This window comes from Atopomonas hussainii (assembly GCF_900109735.1).
Lineage (GTDB): Bacteria > Pseudomonadota > Gammaproteobacteria > Pseudomonadales > Pseudomonadaceae > Atopomonas > Atopomonas hussainii.
In genome coordinates this window covers 39737-62613 of record NZ_FOAS01000009.1, presented here as the reverse complement: position 1 = coordinate 62613, position 22877 = coordinate 39737, and the positions used below count along the sequence as shown (strand labels likewise).

Here is a 22877-nt window from a genome sequence, read left to right as displayed (position 1 = left end):
AGCTCTTATTGCTAAAACCCTGCAAGAATCCACTTTCAAGCAAGGGACTGCATGAACCGTCACGCTCTGCGTCTGGCGCTGCCTATTCTCGCCACCGCCACATTTGCCCTTTCCACGCCAAGTTATGCTGCGCAATGGAATACCGCCCGCGTTCAAGCATTAACCGGGGACTACAACGGCGATGGTCAGCCCGACATCTACTTAAAGCCACGTGACGGTTTTGCCCTGATCGGCCTTGAGTTACCCGCAGCAATTCCTCTCAAAGCACCCTTTCCGCCAGTGGTGCTACTAAAGAATGGCGCGGGCTACAGCCATCTCTACAACCCACCATTAAGCGAGCTCAACAAGGTCAACTGGCAGCCATTGGCGTATCAGTTGCAGACTGGCGATGTGAATGGCGATGGTTTGGCCGACCTAATCATGCAGCCACAGCAAGCAGGCAGTGATTTACTCATTGTCAGTGGCAACCCACAAAGCCAAGGACTGCTTGCAACACAAAGCGCGCAGGGGCTAGGCATAGAGCTGGCTGCCAGCAATGGCGTGACCGTCACACAAGGTGACTGGAACGCCGACGGCAAACTCGACCTGCGCATCAAGCATCCAACACAAGGGCAAAAAAGCTTTTCCCTAATCAATGGCGAGCTTGTCGCGCAGTCTGATACTCCGACGACGCCCAGCAATCCATCTACACCAGGCCAGCTTGACGACAGCCCACAAAGTTTTTCGGCGCTAAACCTTGCCTTGCCTGCCGCCGGGGTTTCTGCCAGCGGCGATGCGCAATACGGCTACCCAGTGTCTTTGCCAGAGGGCATTAACGGCCTCACACCGCAACTAAGCATTAACTATATTGGCAACAACGAGCCGAGCCTCGTCGGACGCGCTTGGGCTCTAGGCGGTATTTCAGCTATCTACCGCTGCGCAAAAACCATCGCTCAAGATGGGGCCTATGCTCCGATTGCCCTAGCAAGCTCGGATCGTCTATGCCTCGATGGCATGCGCCTACAACTGGCAAGCGGCCAATATTTGCAGCCAGGAAGCGTTTATTACACCGAGCTAGACAGCTTTAGCCGCATCACCCAAAAAGGCACAGCCAACAATCCAATCTTTGAGGTTAAAACCCAAAGCGGCCAAATCATTGAGTACGGCGGCGCAACCGCCAGTATTCGCAGTCAAGGCAAAGTTACGGAATACCTTTGGGCCATCAATACAGCCAGTGATCGCTTTGGCAATAACATTAACTATAGCTACGAAGAATCGGCCAGCAGCTTAGTACCCAGCGAAATCCGCTATGCCGACATCGAAGTCAAATTCACCTATGCCGATGGCACCGAAAAGCTTCCAAAATACTTTGGCGGTGGCTTTAGCGAGTCAACCAAACTATTAAAAACCATTGACGTTAATGCTGGCTCACAACGTCTTTCCAATGTGACACTGGGCTACGGCGCATCCACCCTTAATAGTCAACAGCATGTACTAAAGCATATTCAATCATGCGCGTGGAGCAACGGCGAAAAATCCTGCATAGCGCCTGCGACGTTTGATTACTCAGATGCAAGCACCCAGCTGCAGTCGGCCAAGCCATTTACAGATACTTTGGGTGGCATGACCCGAAAAATGGCCAACCCCAGCATGTTTTCGCTGGACTGGAATGGCGACGGCATCGACGACATGTTTACCACCACGATGGAGGTAGGCTCTCAAGGCCAAATAGGCAACTACATCCATACCGTAAACATATTCAAAAAAGACGGTAGCTATACGCAAAAGACAATATACAAAGAGCCACTACTGACCTTTTCCGCAGACAAAGCCGACTTCGATGGCGATGGCAAAGACGAAGTTTACTTTCTAAAGTTAATTAGCCAAAGCAACGTTGGCTCAACACAGTACTGGACCATGCAATGGCTGATGGCTAGCGAAGCTGGCATAAAGCCAATTACGGGCCAATGGCAAGCTCCCGCCTTGAGCATGATGGCCAGTTATACTATCAGCAATGCTAACGGCTTATTTCTAAAAGGCACGTCAACAGATATCAACAATGACGGCCGGACTGACTTGATCCTGCCGTTTAATGGGCAATGGACTGCCTTTATTAGCACCAGCACCGCAGGGGCATTTAATTTCACAAACAAGCCGGCACTATCAGGCTTTACCACTCAAGAATACCCATGGATTGGCACGCTCGGAAGCGATCCTGCAGGCGGCGCACAAATAACTACTAACAAGGCAAGCCAACTGCATGCAGCTGTTATTCGAGATAACACCACAACCACCCCAAGCGCTTTAATTAACTTAGGAGTTACACTTAACCGCAGCGCAGGGGCAGACCTAAACGGCGATGGCTTGCAGGACTTCATTGTGCCTGACGCCAGCAATAAAGTTACCGTCATGCTTAACACGGGTGGCGCACTATCAGCCAATCTGTTCAAAAAAGTGCCCACCAGCTTTGACGCCTCAGAGGTGTTGCCCACCTTTAAGTATCGCTCATCAGAAGGTGACTACCCAGCCAAGGCAGCGGACTTAAACGGTGACGGACGACAAGAAATCATTTACACAGCCAAAGACAGTCGCTACTTAAGGCTGAGTTTCAATAACGAACAGCTTACAGCCGCCCCGCTTGGCATCAGCACAAGCCGCATGTTCGTCAATGACTTCTCTAAACTCAGCGCCAGCTGCCAAACGCAAATAAACCAGTTTAATAGTTTTATATCTCAAATAACCGATCCAGCCGCAAAAGCTGCATTCAGAAGCATGCTAGATCTCATATATGCAGGAACCTGTGCCTATAACCCCGACGGGATGCATGGTGACCCTGCGATGTATTACATCGGCAACTTCACCGGCAGTGGAGCAGACAGCATTATTGTTGGCACGCCTGTTTTTACGACGCTCAATGCAGCAACAACATATTACTCCGGCGACAAATGGCACCTTTACACCCAGTCGCGCGAATTCCCTGAACTACTCAGCAAGGTCGATAACGGCGCTGGCAACGTGGTTTCTTATGAGTACACCACCCTCCACGACACCAGTGTGGCAACGGCAGCTAATGACGCGGTATACCCTGATGTCGCCTATCGCGCGCCTAAGCCGGTGGTTAAGCAACTGCTCAGCAGTGACGGCGTAGGCGGCACGCGCACCCAAAGCTATCGCTATCAAGGCGCTAAGCTCAATCGCCAAGGACGCGGCTTCTTGGGCTTCGCCAGTATCGAAGTACAGGATCAGGCCCGTGAGAGCCGGGTTGTGCGGCAGCTGCGCCAAGATTTCCCATATATCGGCGCGCTCAAGCAAGAAGAGCAATACCTGGCCGACAAACTCAACCTACGGGTCACCAATACCTGGGCCGACAAGCAACGCGTGGCTGGCAAGGTGTTTTTCCCCTATCTGGCCAATGCCGTTAACGAGCAATTTGAAGCGGGCGTAGCTGTTGCCGCACAGAGTACCGCTTATGAATACGATGCTGATTACGGCACGCTCACCAGCACCATCGAGAAAACCGCTGCCACAGCAGCAGGGCTGGGCAGTCCGCAACGCACAGTAACCGTAACCCGGCAGTACCAAAACGACAGCGCCGATTGGTTGATTGGCTTCTTACGCCAAGAAACCCATACCAGCAGCGCCAACGGCGTCGCCCGGACTCGCACGCATACCTACCAAGCCAAACCGGGCACCCTCGCGGTGGCAAGCCAGACCCAATATCTGGGCGATGCAGACAACGCGTTACAAACCAGTTTTACCTACGATGGCCAAGGCCGCCTAACCAGCAGCACGCAGAGTGCAGCCGGCCTGCCCGCTCGCACCACCACCCTGAGCGACTACCAAGGCCCTTGGCCGCAAACGGTTAAGAACCCGCTCAACCATACCCTGCGCAAAACCTACGATCGTGCCACCGGGCAAGTGCTTACCAGCACCGATGCCAACGACCTGACTACCACCAACCGTTACGATGCCTTTGGCCGGGTGCTCAGCACCCTCAACCCCGACGGCAGCCTGCACACCACGGCCTACAAAATCTGTGGGCAAGGCGCAGTGGTTTGCCCTGCGCGGGCCAAGTTGGCCGTACAGCAACGCACCACCAACAGCAATGGTGACCAACAGGGCGCGCCGGAACAGTGGCAGTACCTCGACCAGCTAGGCCGCACCCTGCAGACCCGCCATCAGAGTTTTGACGGCAACTGGGTCAAAGTGGATCAAACCTACGACGCCCTAGGCCGTATTACCCACACCACCGAGCCCTATGTTCAAACGTCCACGCCGCTGGTGACTGTTTGGGATAACCAAGACCGTCCACGTCAGCGCCAGCTACCCGGCGGCGCCACATTAAGTTTCGACTATGGTGCCAACAGCACCGGCGGCACTTGGCGGCAATACAGCCTGAGCTACGAAGAAAACGGGCGCAAAACCCGCGTAGAGCGTCGCGAAAACAACGCCCTCGGCCAGTTGGTGCTCAGCGTGAATGCTGCCGGCAGCGCCGAAGCCAACCAAACCCGCTACCAATACGATGCTGACGGCAACCTAGCCCGTGTCGAAATCAACGCTGATCCACGCACCCAAGTGCAGATGAGCTACGACCTAGCCGGCAACCGCATCACCCTCAGCGACCCCAACAGCGGCCTGCAGCGTTACCACTACAACGCCTTTGGTGAATTGCGCGAAACCGTAGCCAGCGATGGCAGCAAAATCGTCAACCAATATGACCCGCTCAGCCGCCTCACCACGCGGGAAGACCTAGCCGGTGATGGCAGCGTGCAAGACGCCTCCACGTGGCAGTACGACCAAGCCGCCAATGGCATCGGCCTGCTCTCGGCCATGGGTAAGCACAACCAAAGCTTCTTGCAGGTCTATAGCTATGACCAGCTCAGCCGTCTGCAGATGCGCCAAACCAGCATCCGCGCCAATGACCAAGTGCTCACCTACAACGATGGGCAGGTATACGATGGTTTTAGCCGGCCCAGCACGGTACAAGACGCCAGTGGCTTCCGTTACACCATGCACTACAACGGCTACGGCTATCTCGCAGGCGAGAGCAACCACGCCGACAGCAAACCCTTGCGACAAATCCTCGCGCAAAACGCGCGCGGGCAAGCCACCCGTATTGCCTACGGCAACGGCATCGTTAGCGAAAAAACCTACGACGACGACACCGGCTGGCTGAAACAAATCATCAGCGGCACCCAAGCCGGCCCGGTACAACACCTCAGCTATCAATACGGCCAAAATGGCGTACTGCTCAGCCGTAGCGATGCCCGTGGCTTAACGGAAAGCTTCAACTACGACCTGCTGCAGCGCCTCACCAGCAGCACCCGCGTATTGGGCAGTGAAACCCTGAGCGACACCTACCGCTACGACAACCTCGGCAACCTGCTGCAAAACCCGCAGTTCACCCAGCTGGATTACGGCCAGTACGACGCCACCGGGCAAAGCCACTGTGCGGCGCAAGGCGCCCAAACACCGCCTGGGCCGCATGCCGTACTGAAAAGCACGGCGGGTTACTACTGCTACGACAGCCGTGGCAACCAAATCACCGCGCCAAACCGGCAAGTTAGCTACAGCCTGTACGACAAGCCGCTGCGCATTACCCACAACGGCCAGCACAGCGACTTTCAGTACGACCCCGAGCGCCGCCGCTTCCTGCAGGTCAGCCCGCAGCGCATCACCGTGTACTTGGACGAAGGCCGCTTCGAAGAGATTCTCGACAACGGCAAACGCTGGCAAAACAGCTATATCGACGGTTACCTGCAAGTGCAGCGTGACCCGGGCAGTAACCAGTTGCGCCTCAACTACCAGCTGCAAGATCAGCTGGGCTCCCTGGAGACCGTCACCGACGCCAACGGCGCATTGCTGGAAAAACGCAGCTACGCCCCCTTCGGCGGTGTGCGCGGCGCCGACTGGAGCAACACCCCAGCAGCCCTGCTCACCACCCGCCGCGGCTTTACCGACCACGAACACCTGGCGGAAAGCGGCCTGATCCACATGAACGGCCGCGCCTACGACCCCGCGCTGGGACGCTTCTTAAGTGCGGATATCGTTTATCAAGACACCGCTAATGCGCAGTTCTTTAATCGTTATTCTTATGTCTTTAACTCGCCATTTAGTGGGGTAGATCCGACGGGGTATTTTTGTATTGGTTTTTGCGGATTGAATATACCGTTTACTGACATTCCTTTAGGCTATGAACTGAATGATTTGCCCGAAAAAAACCTCATGCAAAAGCCAAACTTCTTATTAAATGGACTTTCAGGGCAACAGCTACCAGCACATAGAGACTATGGTCTGACAGACCTAGAGGCACTGCACAACATTGAAAGATACATGGATCTCAAGAGCTATTACTCGACCGGAAAAAACTTTGACGCCAAAGGAGTTGCATTAAGAGGCGCAGCAGTAGCGGGCGGCACTGGACAGATTGCACTAGGAATACAGACTTGCGCTGGAGTTATAACCTGCTCCATTGGAGGCGCAATCACTTTGAAAGGCCTTGACAATGTTATAGCAGCCTTCAGAGGAAAAGATACTTATGCTCAAAAAGGACTAGAGCAAGGGCTCACTTGGATGTCCGCCCAAAACATGGGCCAGCTTACTACTGAGGAGATCAAGAGATATTCTATTTTGACCAATGCGGCGCTAGACCTTTCAACCTCAGCGTACGGGGTTAGCAGAATGGTCCCGCTAAAGTCAGATATCTCCATAAGCAGTAGGCATTACTTTCAGGAGCCGAATATAAGGCGATCGCTCTTTGTAAGAGATCCCATGCTTTTTGAAAGAGCATGGAGACAAACTTCTTCTGGCTTATTAGTGACGGAGGGCATATTGTCAACCACGACAGTCATTGATGCTTATGGGAGAGCTAGGTAAGTGGAGGCATTAGCAATTTTGTTGCTTGGGTTTTTATTTGCGCGAATTTTGAATATAGTTAGAAAAAATGTGCGGAATGATTTTGGTTTTTTCATCCATTTCTCTTTAGCTATATTTTTTGGCGTTTTTTTATACTTACTTTCCGATAGCGACTGGGCTGGCAATAAGAACATCAATTGGATTGCCTTTTGGATTGCCATTTGTTACTTATCCGCCTCATATGGCCGCTCAAATTAGCCATGTAGGGCATGGTCATTTGACCTGCGCGGATTTTGTTCTCGCAACGCAGGGCGTGATTGATGGGGTGCACAACGTGACTATTGCGGGGGGCGCACCCCCTGCTCGGCGGGTTACGCCTTTGGCTAACCCGCCCTACAGATTCTGTAATGCGGTGATCATTAGCCTGCGAGGGGCATTGGAGCCGCGCAAAACTAAACAGCTGGCCCCTTAAGGGCGAGCCAAACTATCTACAAAGGAATGACAATGCGAAATTCATGGCGTGTTTTAACCTTAGCGGCGTTATTGGTTTCTGCCTGGGCGCAGGCTGACGAAACCACCAAGCCCCAAGAAATTACCCGTATTCAATACAGTGCAGCCAACAAAACGCTTTACTTTGCTTCAACCACTGGCTGGGGGGCGCCAAGCTGCCCGAATGCCACGTATGCCTATGCCCATGAGGCCAGCACCCCGGGCTTAGCTACCCTGACAAGTTTAGGTATGCAAGCCAAGGCAAGCGGCAGCATGGTGACATTTACTGGCACCTGCGATAACGCCGAACACATGAAAATTGATTACATCATTATTAATTAATGATCTTGCAGCAAGGGCACGCTCGCACGCATCAATGGTGTTTGCGGGCCACTTACACTAGGCAGCATGTTGAGTGAGGCAAGCTCGCAACACGTGCAATATTATTCTGATATTTATGAGGGGCAATTATGCGCTTTAACTCTTATTTAGCCTCACTGTTGCTAGTGGCGCCTTTGTACGGCATGGCGGCAGAAACGCAATACAAAACAATTGAAGCCATCCAATACGACACATCGGGCACGCTATATATCCGCAATGAATCGGGCTGGGGAGCAGCCGGTTGCGCTAATGCAATTTATGCCTACCTGCCCGCCAATACTAATGTGCAGTCGTTAGCCATGCAGGCCTTGGCCACCAAAGCCAAAGTAGCTTTTCGTGGCAGCTGCCTGAATGCCGAATATTTTTTAATTAATTACATTATGGTGAAAGCCCCCGAATAACCGGGAGGCTTACCACGCCAACACCCGCCTTTCACGCAAATGCTCACCCAAAAAGTTCAGCACCCGCGCGGCGTATTCTTCCGGCTCTGCCGCGTAGGCATGGGTGTGTTCGGCATTCGGCACCTGCCAGAACTGCACGGCGGTGCTGGCGCTTAGGGCTTGGTGCAGCAGTTGGCCGTCGCGTACCGGGGTGAACTGATCGGCTTCGCCGTAAATCATCAGCACTGGCGGTTGGCCGACCAAGCGGCTGGCGGCGTGCACTGGGCGCATGCGGCGTTCCCCGGCGGGGTAAACCAGTTTGGAGAGCTGAATGCCCAGCTTAGGCACCGGGTAGCGCGACCAGAAGTGCAGCAGGGTCGGGAAGGCAGCCTCCAGCACAACGGCTTGGAACGGGTGCCCCGGCTCGGCCAGTGCGCAAGTGGTCATCGCCGCGCCCATCGAGGCGCCGACCACGGCAATCGGCAAATCGGGGTAACGCGCTTGCAGAGCTTGCCCGGCAGCGAGCACGTCCAGCGGGTAGTCCATGGTGGTCGAGGTGCTTTCGCCAAAGCCGTTCAAGTCAAACAGCATCACGTGGTAGCCCGCTTGACGCAGTAACTCGGCGTGGCCGTATTTCAGCCAAAAACCTTTGGCCGCCACGCCCATGGGGTGGGCCATCAGCACCGCGCCTTTGGCCGGCTCGGGGCTGCTGCTTTCGGCCACCAGCGCCGACAAGGTAGCGCCAGAGCGGCTGGCCACGGCCAAGCGTTGCCACTGGCTTTGCTCCACCCCCTCGGGCCAGCGCCAAGGCTTCATAAAGCGACCAAAGAACGGTTTTTTAAACGCACGGTAGAAGGCCAATTTCATGCTGTGTGGCTCCTTAAACATCAGTAGCCGCTAGCTTGGGCGATTGACCTTGGCGCCTCTACGGCGAAAAATGACTTGTTACATGCGATTTTTACGCATGCCTTTTCACCGCAGGTGCCCTTATGAAGATGGCCATTTTGATGAGTGATGGCTGCGCGTCGATCAGCGTATCCGCCGCGCTAGAGGCCTTTAACATGGCCAATGCGCTGTATTGCCACAGCCGCCAGCTGGATGAGCCCTTGTTCGAGTTGTTCACCGCCAGCCCCGATGGCAACGCTGTGCCCTGCACCGGCGGCCTGCAACTGGTGCCGCAATACAGCTTGGCCGATTTGCCGCCAGCGGACTTAGTCATGGTGCCGGGCTATATGTTCAACGTGCTGCGCGTGCTGCCCACGTTGGACAACCTATATGACTGGCTGCGCCGCGTGCACGCGCAAGGCAGCGCCTTGGCCAGCTTGTGCACCGGCGCGTTTATCAATGCCGAGGCGGGCTTGCTGGATGGACGCCAAGCCACCACGCACTGGGCCTTTGCTGGGCAGTTTGCGCGGCGCTACCCCAAGGTGCAGCTGCATGCCGAGCGCACCCTCACCGAAGATGGCCATGTGTATTGCTCCGGCGGGGCGAACAGCGGCGGCGACTTGTTGCTGCACCTGATCCGCAAATACGGCTCGCCGCAGTTAGCTGCCGACTGCGGCAAGCACCTGCTGATCGACGGCACCCAGCAGACCCAGTTGCCCTACGCCAGCGCCAGCTTTAAAAAGCAGCACGGCGATGGCGATATTCTTAATGTGCAGCTGTGGCTAGAGCGCCACCTGCACGAGAGCATCGTGATCGAACAGCTCGCCGAGCAGTTCAATATCGGCCAGCGGCACCTTATCCGCCGCTTTAAAGACGCCACCGGGCACACGCCGATTCATTACCTGCAAAACCTACGCTTGGAGCGTGCGCGCCTGCTGCTGGAAAGCAGCGACAGCGCCTTTGACCAGATCACCCTGCAAGTGGGCTATGACGACCACAACTCGTTCCGCCGCCTGTTTAAGCAGCGCGTGGGCCTCACGCCCAGCGAATACCGCAAGAAATTCCAGTGCTTAATGCCCCTCGGCGCGCTGCAATAAGCGCTGAATAATCGCCAACACCTCGCTAAAGCGCGCCGGCAGCTCGCGGCCGCGTCGCTTGAGCAAATACAAGGGCTCGCTCACTGGCTGAGGCGCGGGCCAAACCTGCAATTGCTCGCGCTCGGCAAAGGCCTGCACCGCACTGTGCGGCAACACGGTAAAGCCCAAGCCTTGCGCCACGGGCAGCAAGATCTGCTGCAACTGGTTGATATAGCCGCGCTCGGGCACATCTTTCGGCGCCAAGTTACGCAGCGCTTGGGCGCCGCACTGGGCCAGATACAGGGCTAAGTAGTGTTCCGCGTCAGGGTGTCGAATCAGGCCCAAGCTGAGCAAGTCGGCAGCGATATCGCCGGTAAGTTCGGCACCCGCCGGCAGGATCAAACTCAGCGGCTCGCAGCCCACGGCGCTGCAATCCAGCTCGGGGCTCTCGGCGGCTTGGGTGACTAAACCGAGATCGATGTTGCCCGCAAGCACCGCGCGGGTAATCGCCGCCTTGGGCGCTACTTCCAGCTGCATCACCAAGCTAGGATATTTGGCCTGCAAGGCCAGCAGCGCCGGGTACAAGGTCAGCGCCAGCGCGCCGGAACAGGCCAAGCGGCACACGCCAGCGGTGGGGTCATCGCGGCTTAATTGCTCCAGCAAGTGCGCTTCATCGGCAGCCTGCTGCAGCGCGTACTGATACACCAAGCGGCCTTGCTCGGTGAGGCTAAAACGTTTGCCCTCACGCTTGAGCAGCGCATGCCCGCAGGTCTCTTCGAGCTTTTTCACCTGCTGGGTCACGCCCGGCTGGGTCATGTGCAGACGCTCGGCGGTTTGGGTGAAATGGCCGGTGTCGACCAAGGTTTTAAAGGTGTACAGCCACTGGGGGTTAAGCATGCCCACAACCAACAAATAATTATCAAAAAGATAATAAATGATAATTTTTTATTAGCCAGACACCTCTCTAAGCTAGGCCTCGTTAATCACCGGAGGCCCTTATGAGCACCTACCCACGCAGTTTTTCCCATATCGGTATTTCCGTACCGGACCTTGAAGCCGCAGTGAAGTTTTACACCGAAGTGCTCGGCTGGTACCTGATCATGCCGCCCACCGAGATCACTGAAGACGACTCCGCCATCGGCGAAATGTGCACCGACGTGTTCGGCGCAGGCTGGGAGCGCTTCCGCATCGCGCACCTGTCCACTGGCGACCGCATCGGCGTTGAGCTGTTCGAATTCAAGAACCAAGAAAACCCCGAAGATAACTTCGAGTACTGGAAAACCGGCATCTTCCACTTCTGCGTTCAAGACCCGAACGTCGAAGAACTAGCAGAGAAAATCGTCGCTGCCGGCGGCAAAAAGCGCATGAAGGCGCCGCGCTACTACTACCCCGGCGAGAAGCCCTACCGGATGATTTATATGGAAGATCCGTTCGGCAATATTTTGGAAATTTACAGCCACAGTTATGAGCTGCATTACGCCAGCGGTGCTTACAACGCGGCGCACAGCTAAACAGCACGCGCCGCTTGGCCTTGGCTGGGTTAGTTGCGGATAATGCACCGTCACCGCCTCAAGGATGAGCCTAATGTTGTTGCGTTGTTTGCTGTTGTGCGTGCTGGGAGCAGGCAGTTCTGCCAGCCTAGCCGCTTCCGTCACCCAAGCCATGGCCGAGGCGTTGCTTAAACAAGAGCAGCGCTACAGCGAAGCGCGCGATATTAATCAGCTGCTCACCTTGTACTCGCCCAGTTTTATGGCGTTTGGCGAGCCCGGCGAAGTGGTGAATTTTCAAGGGATACGCGCCATGGCCACGTGGGCGTTTATGAACTGCAAGGCGGTGCTCTTGCGGCCTACGCTGGAGTCTTTTACCCCGGCCAGCGACGATGTTCACGCGCACATACGCATCAAGGTGCTCAGCAAATGCTTAGTCGAGATCGCTGACATCCGCCGAGTGCTTATCCAAGAGGCTTCTTGGGAATACTTTCTCGAGCCCTACCAAAATGGTGCGCGCTACCTTCGCGCCCATCTGCTGGAATATAACGAAAAGGTCGTGGGCGCCTTCTGAGCAGCTGACCGCCGCCGCAACCTAATAAGGCTTAAGCCGCCAACGCTTACGCAGCGCCTGCTCCAAAATACCCAGCCGGTCTTGGCCCCAGAAGCGTAAATCGCCGTAGCGAAAGCTCGGCACGCCCCATAGGCCGGCGTCATTCAGGGCAGTGAGGTTGTCTTGCGCCCAGCTGCGCCAGTCGTTGTTACCCAGCAGCGGCTGGGCTTCGGTCCAGTTGAGGCCAGCGCGTTCGACCATCTTTTTTAAGTCGCGGGGTTGGTCGGCGTGCAGGCCTTGGCTGTTCACGCCGTGGCTAACGCTGAGCAAATAAGCCAAGCCTTTGCCCTGCCCTTCGGCCCAGGCGTACAGCTGGTAGCAAGCCTCTACCCCGGCACCCAGTGGATCGGCCACTTTGCCGTAGGCGATGCCGAGCTTGCGCGCCTCGCGTTTGGTGTCGTGGAAGATGTACCACTTCTTGCTCGCTGGCACCGGCAGGCCGCGCATCAGCATGGGCAGTACCGGGCGCACTTTGAGCGGCAAGTGATAGTGCTCGGCCAACTGCACGGCGCGCAGTAAGCCTAAGTGCGAATAGGGGCTGCGGATGGAGAAGAACACTTCAAGCTCAGTGTCTTCCGGCGCTTGCTCGGGCGCCGGCAGGGTACAGAAGTCGCGCCAGGTGCGCTCAAACTGCGGCGCGGTTTGGCACAGTGCGCGCCCTTCACGCAGCAAACGGTGCTCTAGGTGATCGAGGCGGTCCAGTCCCCAATACCACTGCCCGGCGTAATACAGCATGGCGCTGGCGTAATGCTTGTGGCGTTTGCGGCGCGCCTCATTGGCCGCTAACGAGGCCTGCCAATCGGCCAGTTGCCACACCCGCGTGGCGGCGGCGCCTTGCCAGGCACGGCGGAATAACTCAGCCACGTGCGCCACGCTGTCGGCCTGCTGTTCGGCCAACAGCAAGTCGCGGGTGTAGCCTGCGCGCCGCGCGGTGCTCCAGCTGGGCAAATCCTGCGGCCAGCTGAGTTGATAGAGACGCGCCAAGTGCTCGGCATCGTGGCAAGCATTGGGGTACCACTGTGCAGGGGCGGGATAATGCTCGGCCTCGCGATTGAGCACCGTGTAAATCCGCCACTTAACCGCAAAGCGTGCCTGCAAGCGCGGCAACACTTGCGCGAGCAGATAGCTGTAGGGGTCATCAATCGCCAGATACACCTCGACGGTGGCCGGCTGACGCAACAGATGCTGTTTGAGATCGGCCCATTGCTCGCGCGATTGGCTCAACCATGGGCTAGCCAAACCGGCGGCAAGGTAGGGCATTAAGGCTTTCATCGCGTCCTCCGCCACGCTCCGCGAGGTTGACGCTCGGTACGCAACAGGGTGTGCGTGGCCGAACGCCATAGCGCTGGCGTGCTTTATGGTTTTCTCGCGCCGGTGGGCAAGCCGGCGGGTTTTCTTTACCCTGCAGCTAACCGATCACGGAGGCAAGCCTAATGTGGCAACCCCGCGCGCTGCTGGAGTGGTGGTTTGGCCCACCCGGCAGCCTAAAAGCGCAAATCGATGCCCGCCACGGCCTATGGTTTGGCAAGCGCGATGCGCAGGATGATGACGCCCGCCAACGCTTTGGCCACGACGTTGCACGCGCCTTAGCCGGTGAGTTGGATGCGCACGTGAGCAGCGCCGAGCACTGGCTGGCCTTGCTGCTATTGCTCGACCAACTGCCGCGCATGCTGTTTCGTGACAGCGGCCAAGCCTTTAGCGGCGATGCCTTGGCGCAGCGCTGGGTAGCCCACGGCTTAGCGCAAGGCTGGCAAGAGTCGCTTAACCCGCTACAGCGGGTGTTTGTCTATTTAGTGCTGGAGCATCACGAGCACTTGCCCAGCCAAACGCAGGCGGTGCAGGTGTTTAACGATTTGCTGCACGAGGTTGAGCGCTGCGAACCCGCTGCCGCGCCAGACTTTGCGAATTTTTTGCACTACGCCGAGCTCCATCGCGATGTGATTGCCCGCTTTGGCCGCTATCCGCACCGCAATGCGCTGCTCGGCCGACCGTCCACCCCGGAAGAGCTGGCCTTTTTGCGCCAGCCCGGTTCATCGTTCTGATTAAGGAGTTTCTATGCGCTCATCCCTGCTGGCCTTCGGCGGCCTTGCTGCCCTCACCTTACTCACCGCCTGTAGCAAGGTGAATCAAGCCAACTACGACCAACTCAAAGTCGGCATGAGCAAAGCCGAGGTGCAACAACTGCTGGGTGATGGCCAGTGCGAAGGTGCCATGGGCGCAACCAGCTGCACGTGGGGCGACGACAAGCGCGGCATTAGCGTGCAGTTTGTTGCCGATAAAGTGCTGCTGTTTTCTGGGCACGGCCTGTAAGCAACGTCACCCCGCTAAGGTAGCGTGCTGGGCATGCCCCATTTGCGTTTGAGCTGCGCCACCTGCGCCGCATGTTCGATCAGGTATTGGTCAAACTCGGCAATCACATCCGGGCGCTGAATGCTCGACAAACGATAATGCCCCTGCAGATACGGCAAATGCTGATCAAGATGCAGGGGCTGTTTGAGCAGTTTGGCGTCGTGCCGTAACTGGTAATTAATGCTCAGCGCATTAAAGAAAATCCCGTCGACGCGGCCCTTCGCCAGCAAGCGGTAGAGCTGCTCCAAGCTGCTGGCACGGACTAAGGTGTAGCGCTCTGCGGCGTAGAGAAAGTCGACCGAACTAAAGCCGCGAATCACCCCCACCCGAAAAGGTTTGCCCGGCGTGTGCTGATGGGCCTCTGGCGACAAACGCATGATCCCATCCAGATACGCCAAAACCGGCGCACTGTAAGCAATCTGCAATTGCGTGCGCTGCTGCTCTTCCCAGAGTGGCGAGTCGGGAAACTTTAAATCGATGCGCCCGGCAAAAAACTCTTGGTACAAACGTGCCACCGGCCAAGGCCTGATCTGCAACTCATGCCCGCTGCGCTGGGCAAAATCACGCAGCAAATCATTGGCAAAGCCTTGGTACTCACCGCGCGCATCAAGGCGATAGACCGGCGCCATGTTGAGTGCCTCGACCCCGACCAACAAGGTGTCGGCATTGGCCCACAGCGGCCAACACAGTAAGCCCACTAAGCAACGCCGCATGCTCGCCCCTCGCTGGTGATATTGAGAGTTTAGCTGCTGTTACTCCCACGTCAGGCGTGCCAACTGCCAACGGTCGCCTTCACGCCACCATTCCAAGCGCACCGCATAACTGCTCGCGGCGTTAGGCAACAGTTGCGCGGCGCCGGCGAGGGTGACTTGCGCGGTGGTTTCGCCACGCTCGGCACTCAGCACGCGATTTTGCACGCCCAAAGGCAACACATGCACGTTGTTGTGGCGCAAGAACAGCAGCGTCATGGTGCGTTTGGCCCAGTCGCGGTCGTACTCACTGCCTTGCGCGTGAAACTGCGCATGCAGCTGATCCATCACCTTGCTGGTGCGTTTGTTGTCGAGGTTATCCGCCAGCAGGCGCGCCTCTTCTTCTAATTGGGCCAGCGGATCGGGTTTGCTACAGCCCGTCATGCTTAATGCCAGCACACTCAAGCACAGCACCACCCAGCGACGTAAAGCTACCTTGTGCATACAAATGCCTTTCTTTCATTGCTCACGACAGTATGATCGCAGGATAGCCCGCCGCGGCGAGCAGCCGCTCGCCATTGTGCATTTGTCGCAGGAGCGCCCCATGCAAGCTCTCTACCCAGAGATTAAACCCTACGCCCGCCATACCCTTGCGGTGGAAGCCCCGCACGAGCTGTATGTGGATGAAAGCGGCATGCCCGAAGGCCTGCCGGTGGTGTTTATTCATGGCGGCCCGGGCGGTGGTTGCGATGCCTTAAGCCGACGCTTTTTCGACCCCACGCTGTACCGCATCGTCACCTTCGACCAGCGCGGCTGCGGCCGTTCTACCCCGCACGCCAGCCTAGAGAACAACACCACCGCGCACTTAGTCGCGGACATGGAGAAAATCCGCGAGCACTTAGGCATCGAGCAGTGGGTGTTGTTTGGCGGCAGCTGGGGCTCCACCTTGGCGCTGGCCTATGCGCAAGCGCACCCCGAGCGCGTGCTGGGCTTAGTGCTGCGCGGCATCTTTTTGTGCCGTCCGCAAGATTTGCAGTGGTTCTATCAAGAAGGCGCCAGCCATGTGTTCCCCGATTATTGGGAGGACTACATCGCGCCGATTCCCGCCGCCGAGCGTGGCGAGCTGATCCCCGCCTTCTACAAACGCTTAACCGGCGACGATCAAATTGCCCAGATGCACGCGGCCAAAGCCTGGTCGGTGTGGGAAGGCCGTACCGCCACCCTGCGCCCTAACCCGAATGTGGTCGAGCGCTTTGGCGACCCGCGCCGCGCCTTGGCCATGGCGCGTATCGAGTGCCACTACTTTATGCACCAGATCTTCCTCGAAGAAGGCCAGCTGCTGCGCGATATGCACAAGATCTCGCACCTGCCGGGGGTGATCGTGCATGGCCGTTACGACATGGTCTGCCCGCTGGATAACGCGTGGGACTTGCACAAGCGCTGGCCCAACAGCGAGCTGGTGATCGTGCGCGATGCCGGCCACGCTGCCGGTGAGCCGGGGATTGCCGATGCGCTGGTGCGCGCCACCAACCAAATGGCCCGCCGCCTGCTCGACCTGCCGCAGAACGTCGAATGAAGGGACTGATTCAACGGGTACGCCACGCCCGCGTAGAAGTGGCAGGCGAGATTGTCGGCGCCATCGACCAAGGCTTACTGGTATTAGTCGGGGTGGAAAAGCACGACGACCACGCCAGCGCCGACAAGCTACTGCACAAACTGCTCAACTACCGCGTGTTTAGCGATGCCGACGGCAAGATGAACCTGTCGCTAACCGACATCCAAGGCGGGCTGTTGCTGGTGTCGCAGTTCACCTTGGCTGCCGACACGCAAAAAGGCCTGCGTCCGAGTTTCTCTAGCGCCGCGCCACCGGCACAGGGCGAAGCGCTCTACGACTACCTGCGCGAACAGGCCCAAGCACGCCACCCACAGGTCGCCTGCGGGCGCTTTGGCGCCGACATGCAAGTGCATTTACTCAATGACGGGCCGGTGACGTTTTTGCTGGAAAGCTAACCCGCCAGCAAACCAGCGACGCTCACATTAACGAACCTGCTGCACCCCTTCGCCATACAGGCTCAGGCGGCCATTCACCCAGTTAAGGGCCGGGCGAAAATCGCCGGCGAAATTACAGCAACTGGTGCCCCAGCTCTGTGGGTCTTCTAAGCGCTGCAGCAGCAAACGCAAGCGTGGATCGGTATGGCGACTAAACAGATACGCCGTAGCGCAGTGCCGCACACAAAAGGTTTCGCTATACAGAGCGGTCGCCACGCTAAACACCTCGGGGGCCACTAAGCTTACTTGGCGAAAATCGACTATTTCAGCCCACGGTGCTACGTCCAGCGCTTGCACTCGTTGGTGATAATCGGCAAAGAAGTCACGCAAGCCTTGTGTCGTCATCGTGCCCCAATAACGGGCAAACAACACACGGCCAGCTACAGAGACATCAAAGCCAGCGTCGTAATCAAACAGGCTTTCTCTTTTCATAATTAAAAAATTAGCCCAAGCCACAGACAGCAGCAAACCAGCCACCGCACCATTGGTCTGCTAGGCGCCTGCGCCGCGCTGCCGGTATGCTGGGCGCAAAATAAAAACGCGGGAGACTCACGATGCGGCTGTTATTTCCTTGGCGTGTTTGGCTGTGGCTGGGCGGGGCTGCCAATATCGGCGGCGTGCTGCTGTTTAGCCAAGGCCTGCAAAGCGAGACATTAGGCGCTGTACAGCCGGGGGTGCTGAGTGTCTGGGGCTTGCTGGCGATCATGCTGTGGGGCATGGCGTATCTGGCCGCCAGTGTCAGCGCCACGCCTAATCGCACCTTGCTGGGCGTGTTCGCGCTGGAAAAGCTCTTGTATGTCGGCGCGTGGCTTAGCCTCGTCATCAGCCTGCCGGACTGGCTGGGGCTGTGGGCCAGCGACCCGCTGGCGACGCTGTTTCTGGCAATTTACGGCCTCAACGATCTGTTGTTTGCCGTGGTGTTTGCGCTGCTGGCCATCAAGGCGCAACCGCCGCTGACGCCGCACCCATAACCCGATTGCGCCCCGCCGCTTTGGCCGCATACAAGTGCTGGTCGGCGGCGGCAATCACCGCGCTAGGTTCACCACCGGCCACGCAGACATAACCAATGCTCACCGTCACCGGCAGGCGCTGGCCGTCGACACAAAAGGCCAATTGCTCGACCGCTTGCCGCGTCGCCTGCAACAGCGCTTGCGCGCCGCTGTCTGGGGTGGCCGGCAAAATCATCGCGAACTCTTCTCCGCCATAGCGTGCCAGTACGTCTTCCGGGCGGCGCAGCTGTTCGGCCAAACACTGCGCCACGCTGCGCAGACAATCATCGCCCACCAGATGCCCGTGGTTATCGTTAAAGGGCTTGAAGTGGTCGATATCGATCAGCGCTAAGGTCAGCGTGCTGTTCTCCCGCGCGGCGCGCTGCAGCTCGCGGCTTAGGGTGTCATCAAAAAAGCGCCGGTTGAATTGCCCGGTGAGCGGGTCGCGGATGGCCTTTTCATTCAACGCTTGATGCGCCTGCTGCAGCTCACGCAAGGCTTGGTTAAGGCGCTGGGTTTTACGCGCCACTTCAGCTTGCAGATGCTCATTGGCCTGACTTTTTACCTGCAGCAGTTCTTCGGCCATCTCGGCGCGCTGGCGGCGTAAATCACTCAGGCGCAAGCCCAGCAAAAACGACAGCAACAGGGCTTCGGTGGACAGGCCAAACAGCTGCGCGTAACTGGTCAGTTGATTGATCGGCAGTACGCCCATCAAGGCCAAGTTGAACAACAAGGTGCCGGCAATCAGCAGCGCCCAACTGGCGCCGTACAGCCACAGGTAACGGTGATGCTCGGTACGCACCTGATAAAACGCCACCAGCGGCATCAGCGTGCCAACGCTGGCCAAGGGCAGCGCCAGCCACATCACCCACGGCCCCAGCGGGGTTAGCAAAGCGGCAATAAACACCGCGAACAAGGCCATCAGCGCGCGATAAAAACGCCACAAGCGCGGCGCCAAACGCGGCACACTCAGCAGCACGGCCGAGAAGACATTCACCAACAGAAAGCTCAGCCCGGCACTTAAGATAAACCCGCTACTGGAGCTCAACGGCCCCAACCACGGCTCGTGCAAGCCAAAGCGAATCGCCTCGAAGGTGTAGGCCGCCAGCTGAAACAGCACATACCAAAGGTACAAGGTGACTTGCGTGCTGACCCACAAAAACAAGTTGTACAACACCACCGCCACACCAATGCCAAAAAACAGCCCTAGCCATGCGTGCTGAGTAGCGCGACTGTCTTGCAAGGCCTGTTCGGTGAGCAAGCGCAGCGGCAAGACGGCAATCTGTGGATAGTGCACACGCAGCAGCAAAACGCCTTGGCCGGTTTCTGCCGGCAAGGCAAACACCGGGTAGCGCCAGCCAGATTCAAGGCTGAGCGCCGTGACGTGGCCTGAACTGGCCTGCCAAAAGGCCGCAATGTCGCCCATCTGCGGCCACTCGCTGACCACACGCCATGGCCGCGAGGCATCGAGCTGCAGGGGAATCCGCAGCCACAGGGCTTGGGTTTGATTAACCAGACTGATCGAGGGTTTAGTCCACGCCTGCCAGGCTGCCTCATCGAGCGCGTCGAGGCCGGCTTGCGGCGCTAACCATTGATGCTGCAATTGCGCCGGCAGGTGCCATTCACTCGGACCGTGACGCAAATCGAGGACGAACGACTGCGCTTGCGCACTTAACGCAAGGCACAGCAATAACGCGTTGATTATTATTTTTATGCTCGGCATGTACGACGTGTCTCATGTCCGCTGCAAAGCAGATTAGCAGACTCACCCGCGCAGCCGCCCAACCTTGGTAGGGTGACGGCCAACGGTACTCGTCTGGTCAAGCGCACCAATCGTCCCTATGCTGGCGGCCAAGTCTTGTCAGGTGCGGCTCGATTGCCTAACGTTCGCGCCTTGTCTCAAGGAGCTACCATGCCGCTGTTCGCCCCTCGCCCGCTGTTTCTGCTGATGTTCCTCGCCTGCTTGGCCATTGTTGGCGGCGCGCTGTACATGGAACATGTGCTCGGTCAAGAACCCTGCCCGCTGTGCATTATTCAACGCATCGAAGTGATCGCCATGGGCTTGGTTTGCCTGCTGGCCGCAGTGCATAACCCCGCAGGTGTCGGTCGCCGCGTGTATGCCGGCCTCGCACTGTTTATCGCTGCCGCAGGGGTAGCCACCGCCGGGCGCCAGGTCTACCTCACCACGCTGCCCGCCGACCAAGTGCCGGCGTGCTTGCCGCCTTTGGATTACATGCTTGAAGCCTTCCCGCTGTGGGAAATCCTCAGCAAGATGCTCAGCGGCACCGCCGACTGCGCCAAAGTCGACTGGACACTGCTGGGTTTGAGCATTCCAGAATTAAGCTTGTTGGCCTTCTGCGGTCTGGCCTTAGTTGCCCTCATGCAACTGCTGCGCCGCGTCGCTTGAGCACAATCAAACAGGCGTATGAAAAATGCCCGTAGCCCTGGTTGCTGGCGGCTGGCCACTGGCATACCCTGATCTTCCGGCCATGACAACGCCATTTCCCGGAACTTCTCCGAAGTTTCCTCACCCGCCAAGGCACTGGCCACAATAACAACACCGGGGAGGTGCTTATGTTAGAGAGTTGTCGTAATGCCCAAGAACGCTGGGGCGGCGTTCACCAACTGATCGACCGCTGGCTTAACGAGCGCCATCAGTTGATTGAGGCGTATTCGGTGCTCACTGATCAGACCCACGATCAGGAAAAAGTCACCCCACTGCAGTTCTGCCAAATTCTGCTCGACTACGTGTCGGCTGGGCACTTTGAGGTGTATGAGCAACTGATCCAAGAAGCCGAGTCGTTTAACGACACCCGCGCCTTGGAGCTGGCCAAGCAGATTTATCCGCGCATTGAGTCGATCACTAACCAAGCGCTGAAATTTAACGACAGCATCGATAACGGCGACCTGCGCGAGCACGGTTTAAGCACCGCGCTGGCGATTTTGGGCCAGCAGCTGCACGAACGTTTTGAGCTAGAAGACTGCCTGATCGAAGTGCTGCACAACGCGCACCGCGAACAAGCCATGGCCGCGCAAGCCTAAGAGCTAACACCGGACTATCCGGCACAACGCCTCAAGCCCTTACGGTGCTTGAGGCGTTTTGTTTTGCGCCGCTACTGGGCACTTTCCAGCAGCAGATCGAACACTAAGGGCGCATAGGGCGGAATCACATCGCCAGCGCCCTCGGCGCCATACGCCGCCGCTGACGGCACGAGAATTTCCCAGTGCGAGCCTTCCGGCATCGCGGCCAGCGCCGTGCGCCAGCCGGGGATCAGCGAATTCAAGCTAAAACGCACCGCTTCGGCGCTTTCATCAAACACACTGCCATCGGCAAGCAAGCCCTTGTAACGCACGCTCACCGTGGCATCGGCCTTGGGCTTAGCGCCGCGACCTTGGCTGAGCTCACGCACCACCACACCGCCATCGAGCACTTTGGCGTTGGGGTATTTGGCTTTGTATTCAGCAATAAACGCCGCTTCCTTACGCTTTAAGCGTTCGCTGGCGGCGCTGCTATCGCCTTGTGCGGCCTCTTGCTCGGCGAGCAAGCGTTCGATGGTGGCAGGCTCAAGCGCCAGCGGTGCGCCTTGATAGGCGGCACGCAAACCGGCGGCCAAGTCATCCAACGCCAAGCCCGGCACTTCATCGCGCAAGCGCTCGCCCAGCTTAACCCCTAGGCTGTAAGCCAACGGGTCTTGCGGCGTTTCAGCCGCCACCGGCAGGCTAAAACTGAATAACAGGGCGCAGGCAACAGGCACACGCATGATCATCCCCTTGATCTATGGCAATGGCCTTGATGCTAACCGAAATAGACACTGGTCGCCGCCGCTGTGCGTGCCTATAGTGGGCCCAGACCCAGCCGCCAGGAGGCCCTGTCATGTCAAAGAAAAAGCTTCGCGTCACCACCCCGCTGCACCTGCTCTCTGACTTGTCCACCAGTTTGATTTCGCACCTTGCGCACGCCTGCACCGCCGCGCAAAAAGAAGCCGAAAGCCTGCTGGTGACGCTGGAAAAGCAGCGCACGAAAGCGCAAGAAAAACGCGCCAAAGCGCATGCCAAGCTGGAAGAAGCCCTCGCCGCCGGCAAGAGCAAAGCGCGCAGCAAGGCGGAAGAAAAACTCAAAGACATCGACGGCCTGCTCGCCAACCTGCAAGAGCGTCTGCAAGACACCCGTAATTACCTCAACCAACTGCAAGGTGACACACAAAAAACCCTGCAGCTGGCCGAAGGCATTGCTGCCGTGGGCGACCAAGCCAAAGCGGAAATTGAAGCGGCGCAGGCAGCCCCTAAAGCAGCGCCGGCAAAACCCGCCGCCAAGGTAGCCGCGGTAAAACCGCTACCGGCGAAAAAGCCTGCGGCAGCTAAGCCCTCTGCGGCAAAAAAGCCAGCCGCCAAGAAGCCAGCTGCCAAGCCCGCTGCGAAGAAACCCGCGGCTAAACCAGCAGCCGCCAAGCCAGCCACCCCGGCTGCGGCAGCAAAACCCGCTGCGGCGAAAAAGCCGGCGGCGCGTAAACCGGCAGCGAAGAAACCAGCCGCTGCCAAGCCAAGCACTGCTGCAACCACAGCCGCTAAAACCGCCGAGGCTAAGCCCGCCGCCCCCGCTGCTGCAGCTAGCCCGGCGCCAGCCGCTAAGCCCGAGTAATACCCACCGCGAGGCGT

At 57.8% G+C, this 22877-nt stretch carries 22 protein-coding genes; 14 read left to right on the top strand and 8 right to left on the bottom strand.

The features are described from left to right. Positions 1–51: 51 nt before the first annotated feature. The 3 genes from BMX80_RS10080 to BMX80_RS10070 all read left to right on the top strand — a co-directional run bounded on the left by BMX80_RS10080 (position 52) and on the right by BMX80_RS10070 (position 8105). Positions 52–6855 carry an FG-GAP-like repeat-containing protein gene (locus BMX80_RS10080; RefSeq protein ID WP_074867910.1) on the top strand — a complete coding sequence of 2268 codons (6804 nt, stop codon included), beginning with the start codon at positions 52–54 and terminating at the stop codon, positions 6853–6855. A 483-nt stretch (positions 6856–7338) separates the two neighbouring features. Beyond that, on the top strand, positions 7339–7665 hold the full coding sequence (locus BMX80_RS10075) for a hypothetical protein (RefSeq protein ID WP_074867907.1): 327 nt from the start codon (positions 7339–7341) through the stop codon (positions 7663–7665). A 128-nt stretch (positions 7666–7793) separates the two neighbouring features. Then, positions 7794–8105 (top strand): hypothetical protein, encoded by a 312-nt coding sequence (locus BMX80_RS10070; protein ID WP_074867904.1) that lies wholly within the window; start codon positions 7794–7796, stop codon positions 8103–8105. A 9-nt stretch (positions 8106–8114) separates the two neighbouring features. Here BMX80_RS10070 and BMX80_RS10065 read toward each other — a convergent pair whose 3' ends face one another. After that, the gene (locus BMX80_RS10065; protein ID WP_074867901.1) at positions 8115–8951 is read right to left on the bottom strand and encodes an alpha/beta hydrolase family protein; all 837 of its coding nucleotides are present in this window, start codon (positions 8949–8951) and stop codon (positions 8115–8117) included. A 122-nt stretch (positions 8952–9073) separates the two neighbouring features. Between BMX80_RS10065 and BMX80_RS10060 the strand changes: the two genes are divergently transcribed. Further along, positions 9074–10066 (top strand): GlxA family transcriptional regulator, encoded by a 993-nt coding sequence (locus BMX80_RS10060; RefSeq protein WP_074867900.1) that lies wholly within the window; start codon positions 9074–9076, stop codon positions 10064–10066. On the opposite strand, the gene BMX80_RS10055 is transcribed toward BMX80_RS10060, so the two are convergent. Next, positions 10040–10942 carry a LysR family transcriptional regulator gene (locus tag BMX80_RS10055; protein WP_074867896.1) on the bottom strand — a complete coding sequence of 301 codons (903 nt, stop codon included), beginning with the start codon at positions 10940–10942 and terminating at the stop codon, positions 10040–10042. The genes BMX80_RS10060 and BMX80_RS10055 overlap by 27 nt on opposite strands. A gap of 101 nt (positions 10943–11043) precedes the next feature. On the opposite strand from BMX80_RS10055, the gene BMX80_RS10050 reads away from it, so the two are divergent. Then, the gene (locus tag BMX80_RS10050) at positions 11044–11556 is read left to right on the top strand and encodes a lactoylglutathione lyase family protein (protein ID WP_074867892.1); all 513 of its coding nucleotides are present in this window, start codon (positions 11044–11046) and stop codon (positions 11554–11556) included. Between the two features lie 73 nt (positions 11557–11629). Next, positions 11630–12106, top strand: coding sequence for a hypothetical protein (locus BMX80_RS10045; protein ID WP_074867889.1), 477 nt, complete (start codon positions 11630–11632; stop codon positions 12104–12106). Positions 12107–12127: 21 nt separating this feature from the next. On the opposite strand, the gene BMX80_RS10040 is transcribed toward BMX80_RS10045, so the two are convergent. After that, positions 12128–13417, bottom strand: a complete 1290-nt coding sequence (locus BMX80_RS10040; RefSeq protein ID WP_175474900.1) for a DsbA family protein — start codon at positions 13415–13417, stop codon at positions 12128–12130. Between the two features lie 161 nt (positions 13418–13578). Between BMX80_RS10040 and BMX80_RS10035 the strand changes: the two genes are divergently transcribed. Next, positions 13579–14187: a DUF924 family protein gene (locus tag BMX80_RS10035; protein WP_074867886.1), complete on the top strand. Its 609-nt coding sequence runs from the start codon at positions 13579–13581 to the stop codon at positions 14185–14187. Between the two features lie 13 nt (positions 14188–14200). Then, entirely contained in the window at positions 14201–14455 is a 255-nt protein-coding gene (bamE, locus tag BMX80_RS10030; protein WP_071872194.1) for an outer membrane protein assembly factor BamE domain-containing protein, read from the top strand. Between the two features lie 14 nt (positions 14456–14469). On the opposite strand, the gene BMX80_RS10025 is transcribed toward bamE, so the two are convergent. After that, positions 14470–15207 (bottom strand): substrate-binding periplasmic protein, encoded by a 738-nt coding sequence (locus BMX80_RS10025; protein WP_074867883.1) that lies wholly within the window; start codon positions 15205–15207, stop codon positions 14470–14472. A 39-nt stretch (positions 15208–15246) separates the two neighbouring features. Then, the gene (locus BMX80_RS10020; protein ID WP_074867880.1) at positions 15247–15687 is read right to left on the bottom strand and encodes a hypothetical protein; all 441 of its coding nucleotides are present in this window, start codon (positions 15685–15687) and stop codon (positions 15247–15249) included. A gap of 100 nt (positions 15688–15787) precedes the next feature. On the opposite strand from BMX80_RS10020, the gene pip reads away from it, so the two are divergent. Further along, a complete protein-coding gene (gene pip / locus BMX80_RS10015; RefSeq protein WP_074867875.1) occupies positions 15788–16759 on the top strand; it encodes a prolyl aminopeptidase in 972 nt (323 codons plus the stop codon). Next, positions 16756–17193 (top strand): D-aminoacyl-tRNA deacylase, encoded by a 438-nt coding sequence (gene dtd / locus BMX80_RS10010; protein ID WP_074867872.1) that lies wholly within the window; start codon positions 16756–16758, stop codon positions 17191–17193. The genes pip and dtd overlap by 4 nt, the downstream gene beginning before the upstream one ends. 27 nt (positions 17194–17220) lie before the next feature. On the opposite strand, the gene BMX80_RS10005 is transcribed toward dtd, so the two are convergent. Further along, positions 17221–17664, bottom strand: a complete 444-nt coding sequence (locus tag BMX80_RS10005; protein ID WP_139214086.1) for a hypothetical protein — start codon at positions 17662–17664, stop codon at positions 17221–17223. Between the two features lie 122 nt (positions 17665–17786). Between BMX80_RS10005 and BMX80_RS10000 the strand changes: the two genes are divergently transcribed. Beyond that, positions 17787–18203, top strand: coding sequence for a hypothetical protein (locus BMX80_RS10000; protein WP_074867866.1), 417 nt, complete (start codon positions 17787–17789; stop codon positions 18201–18203). Here the strand turns inward: BMX80_RS10000 and BMX80_RS09995 are convergent. Further along, a complete protein-coding gene (locus BMX80_RS09995) occupies positions 18169–19944 on the bottom strand; it encodes a sensor domain-containing diguanylate cyclase (RefSeq protein ID WP_083394297.1) in 1776 nt (591 codons plus the stop codon). The two genes, BMX80_RS10000 and BMX80_RS09995, sit on opposite strands and share 35 nt — an antisense overlap. A gap of 189 nt (positions 19945–20133) precedes the next feature. Here BMX80_RS09995 and BMX80_RS09990 point away from each other — a divergent pair, with 189 nt between their 5' ends. Next, positions 20134–20628 carry a disulfide bond formation protein B gene (locus BMX80_RS09990; RefSeq protein WP_074867860.1) on the top strand — a complete coding sequence of 165 codons (495 nt, stop codon included), beginning with the start codon at positions 20134–20136 and terminating at the stop codon, positions 20626–20628. Positions 20629–20795: 167 nt separating this feature from the next. Beyond that, positions 20796–21263: an Rsd/AlgQ family anti-sigma factor gene (locus BMX80_RS09985; protein WP_074867857.1), complete on the top strand. Its 468-nt coding sequence runs from the start codon at positions 20796–20798 to the stop codon at positions 21261–21263. Between the two features lie 71 nt (positions 21264–21334). On the opposite strand, the gene BMX80_RS09980 is transcribed toward BMX80_RS09985, so the two are convergent. Then, on the bottom strand, positions 21335–21982 hold the full coding sequence (locus BMX80_RS09980; RefSeq protein WP_074868203.1) for an FKBP-type peptidyl-prolyl cis-trans isomerase: 648 nt from the start codon (positions 21980–21982) through the stop codon (positions 21335–21337). 113 nt (positions 21983–22095) lie between these two features. On the opposite strand from BMX80_RS09980, the gene BMX80_RS17850 reads away from it, so the two are divergent. Next, positions 22096–22860, top strand: a complete 765-nt coding sequence (locus BMX80_RS17850; protein ID WP_175474899.1) for an AlgP family protein — start codon at positions 22096–22098, stop codon at positions 22858–22860. The last annotated feature ends 17 nt before the right edge of the window (positions 22861–22877 follow it).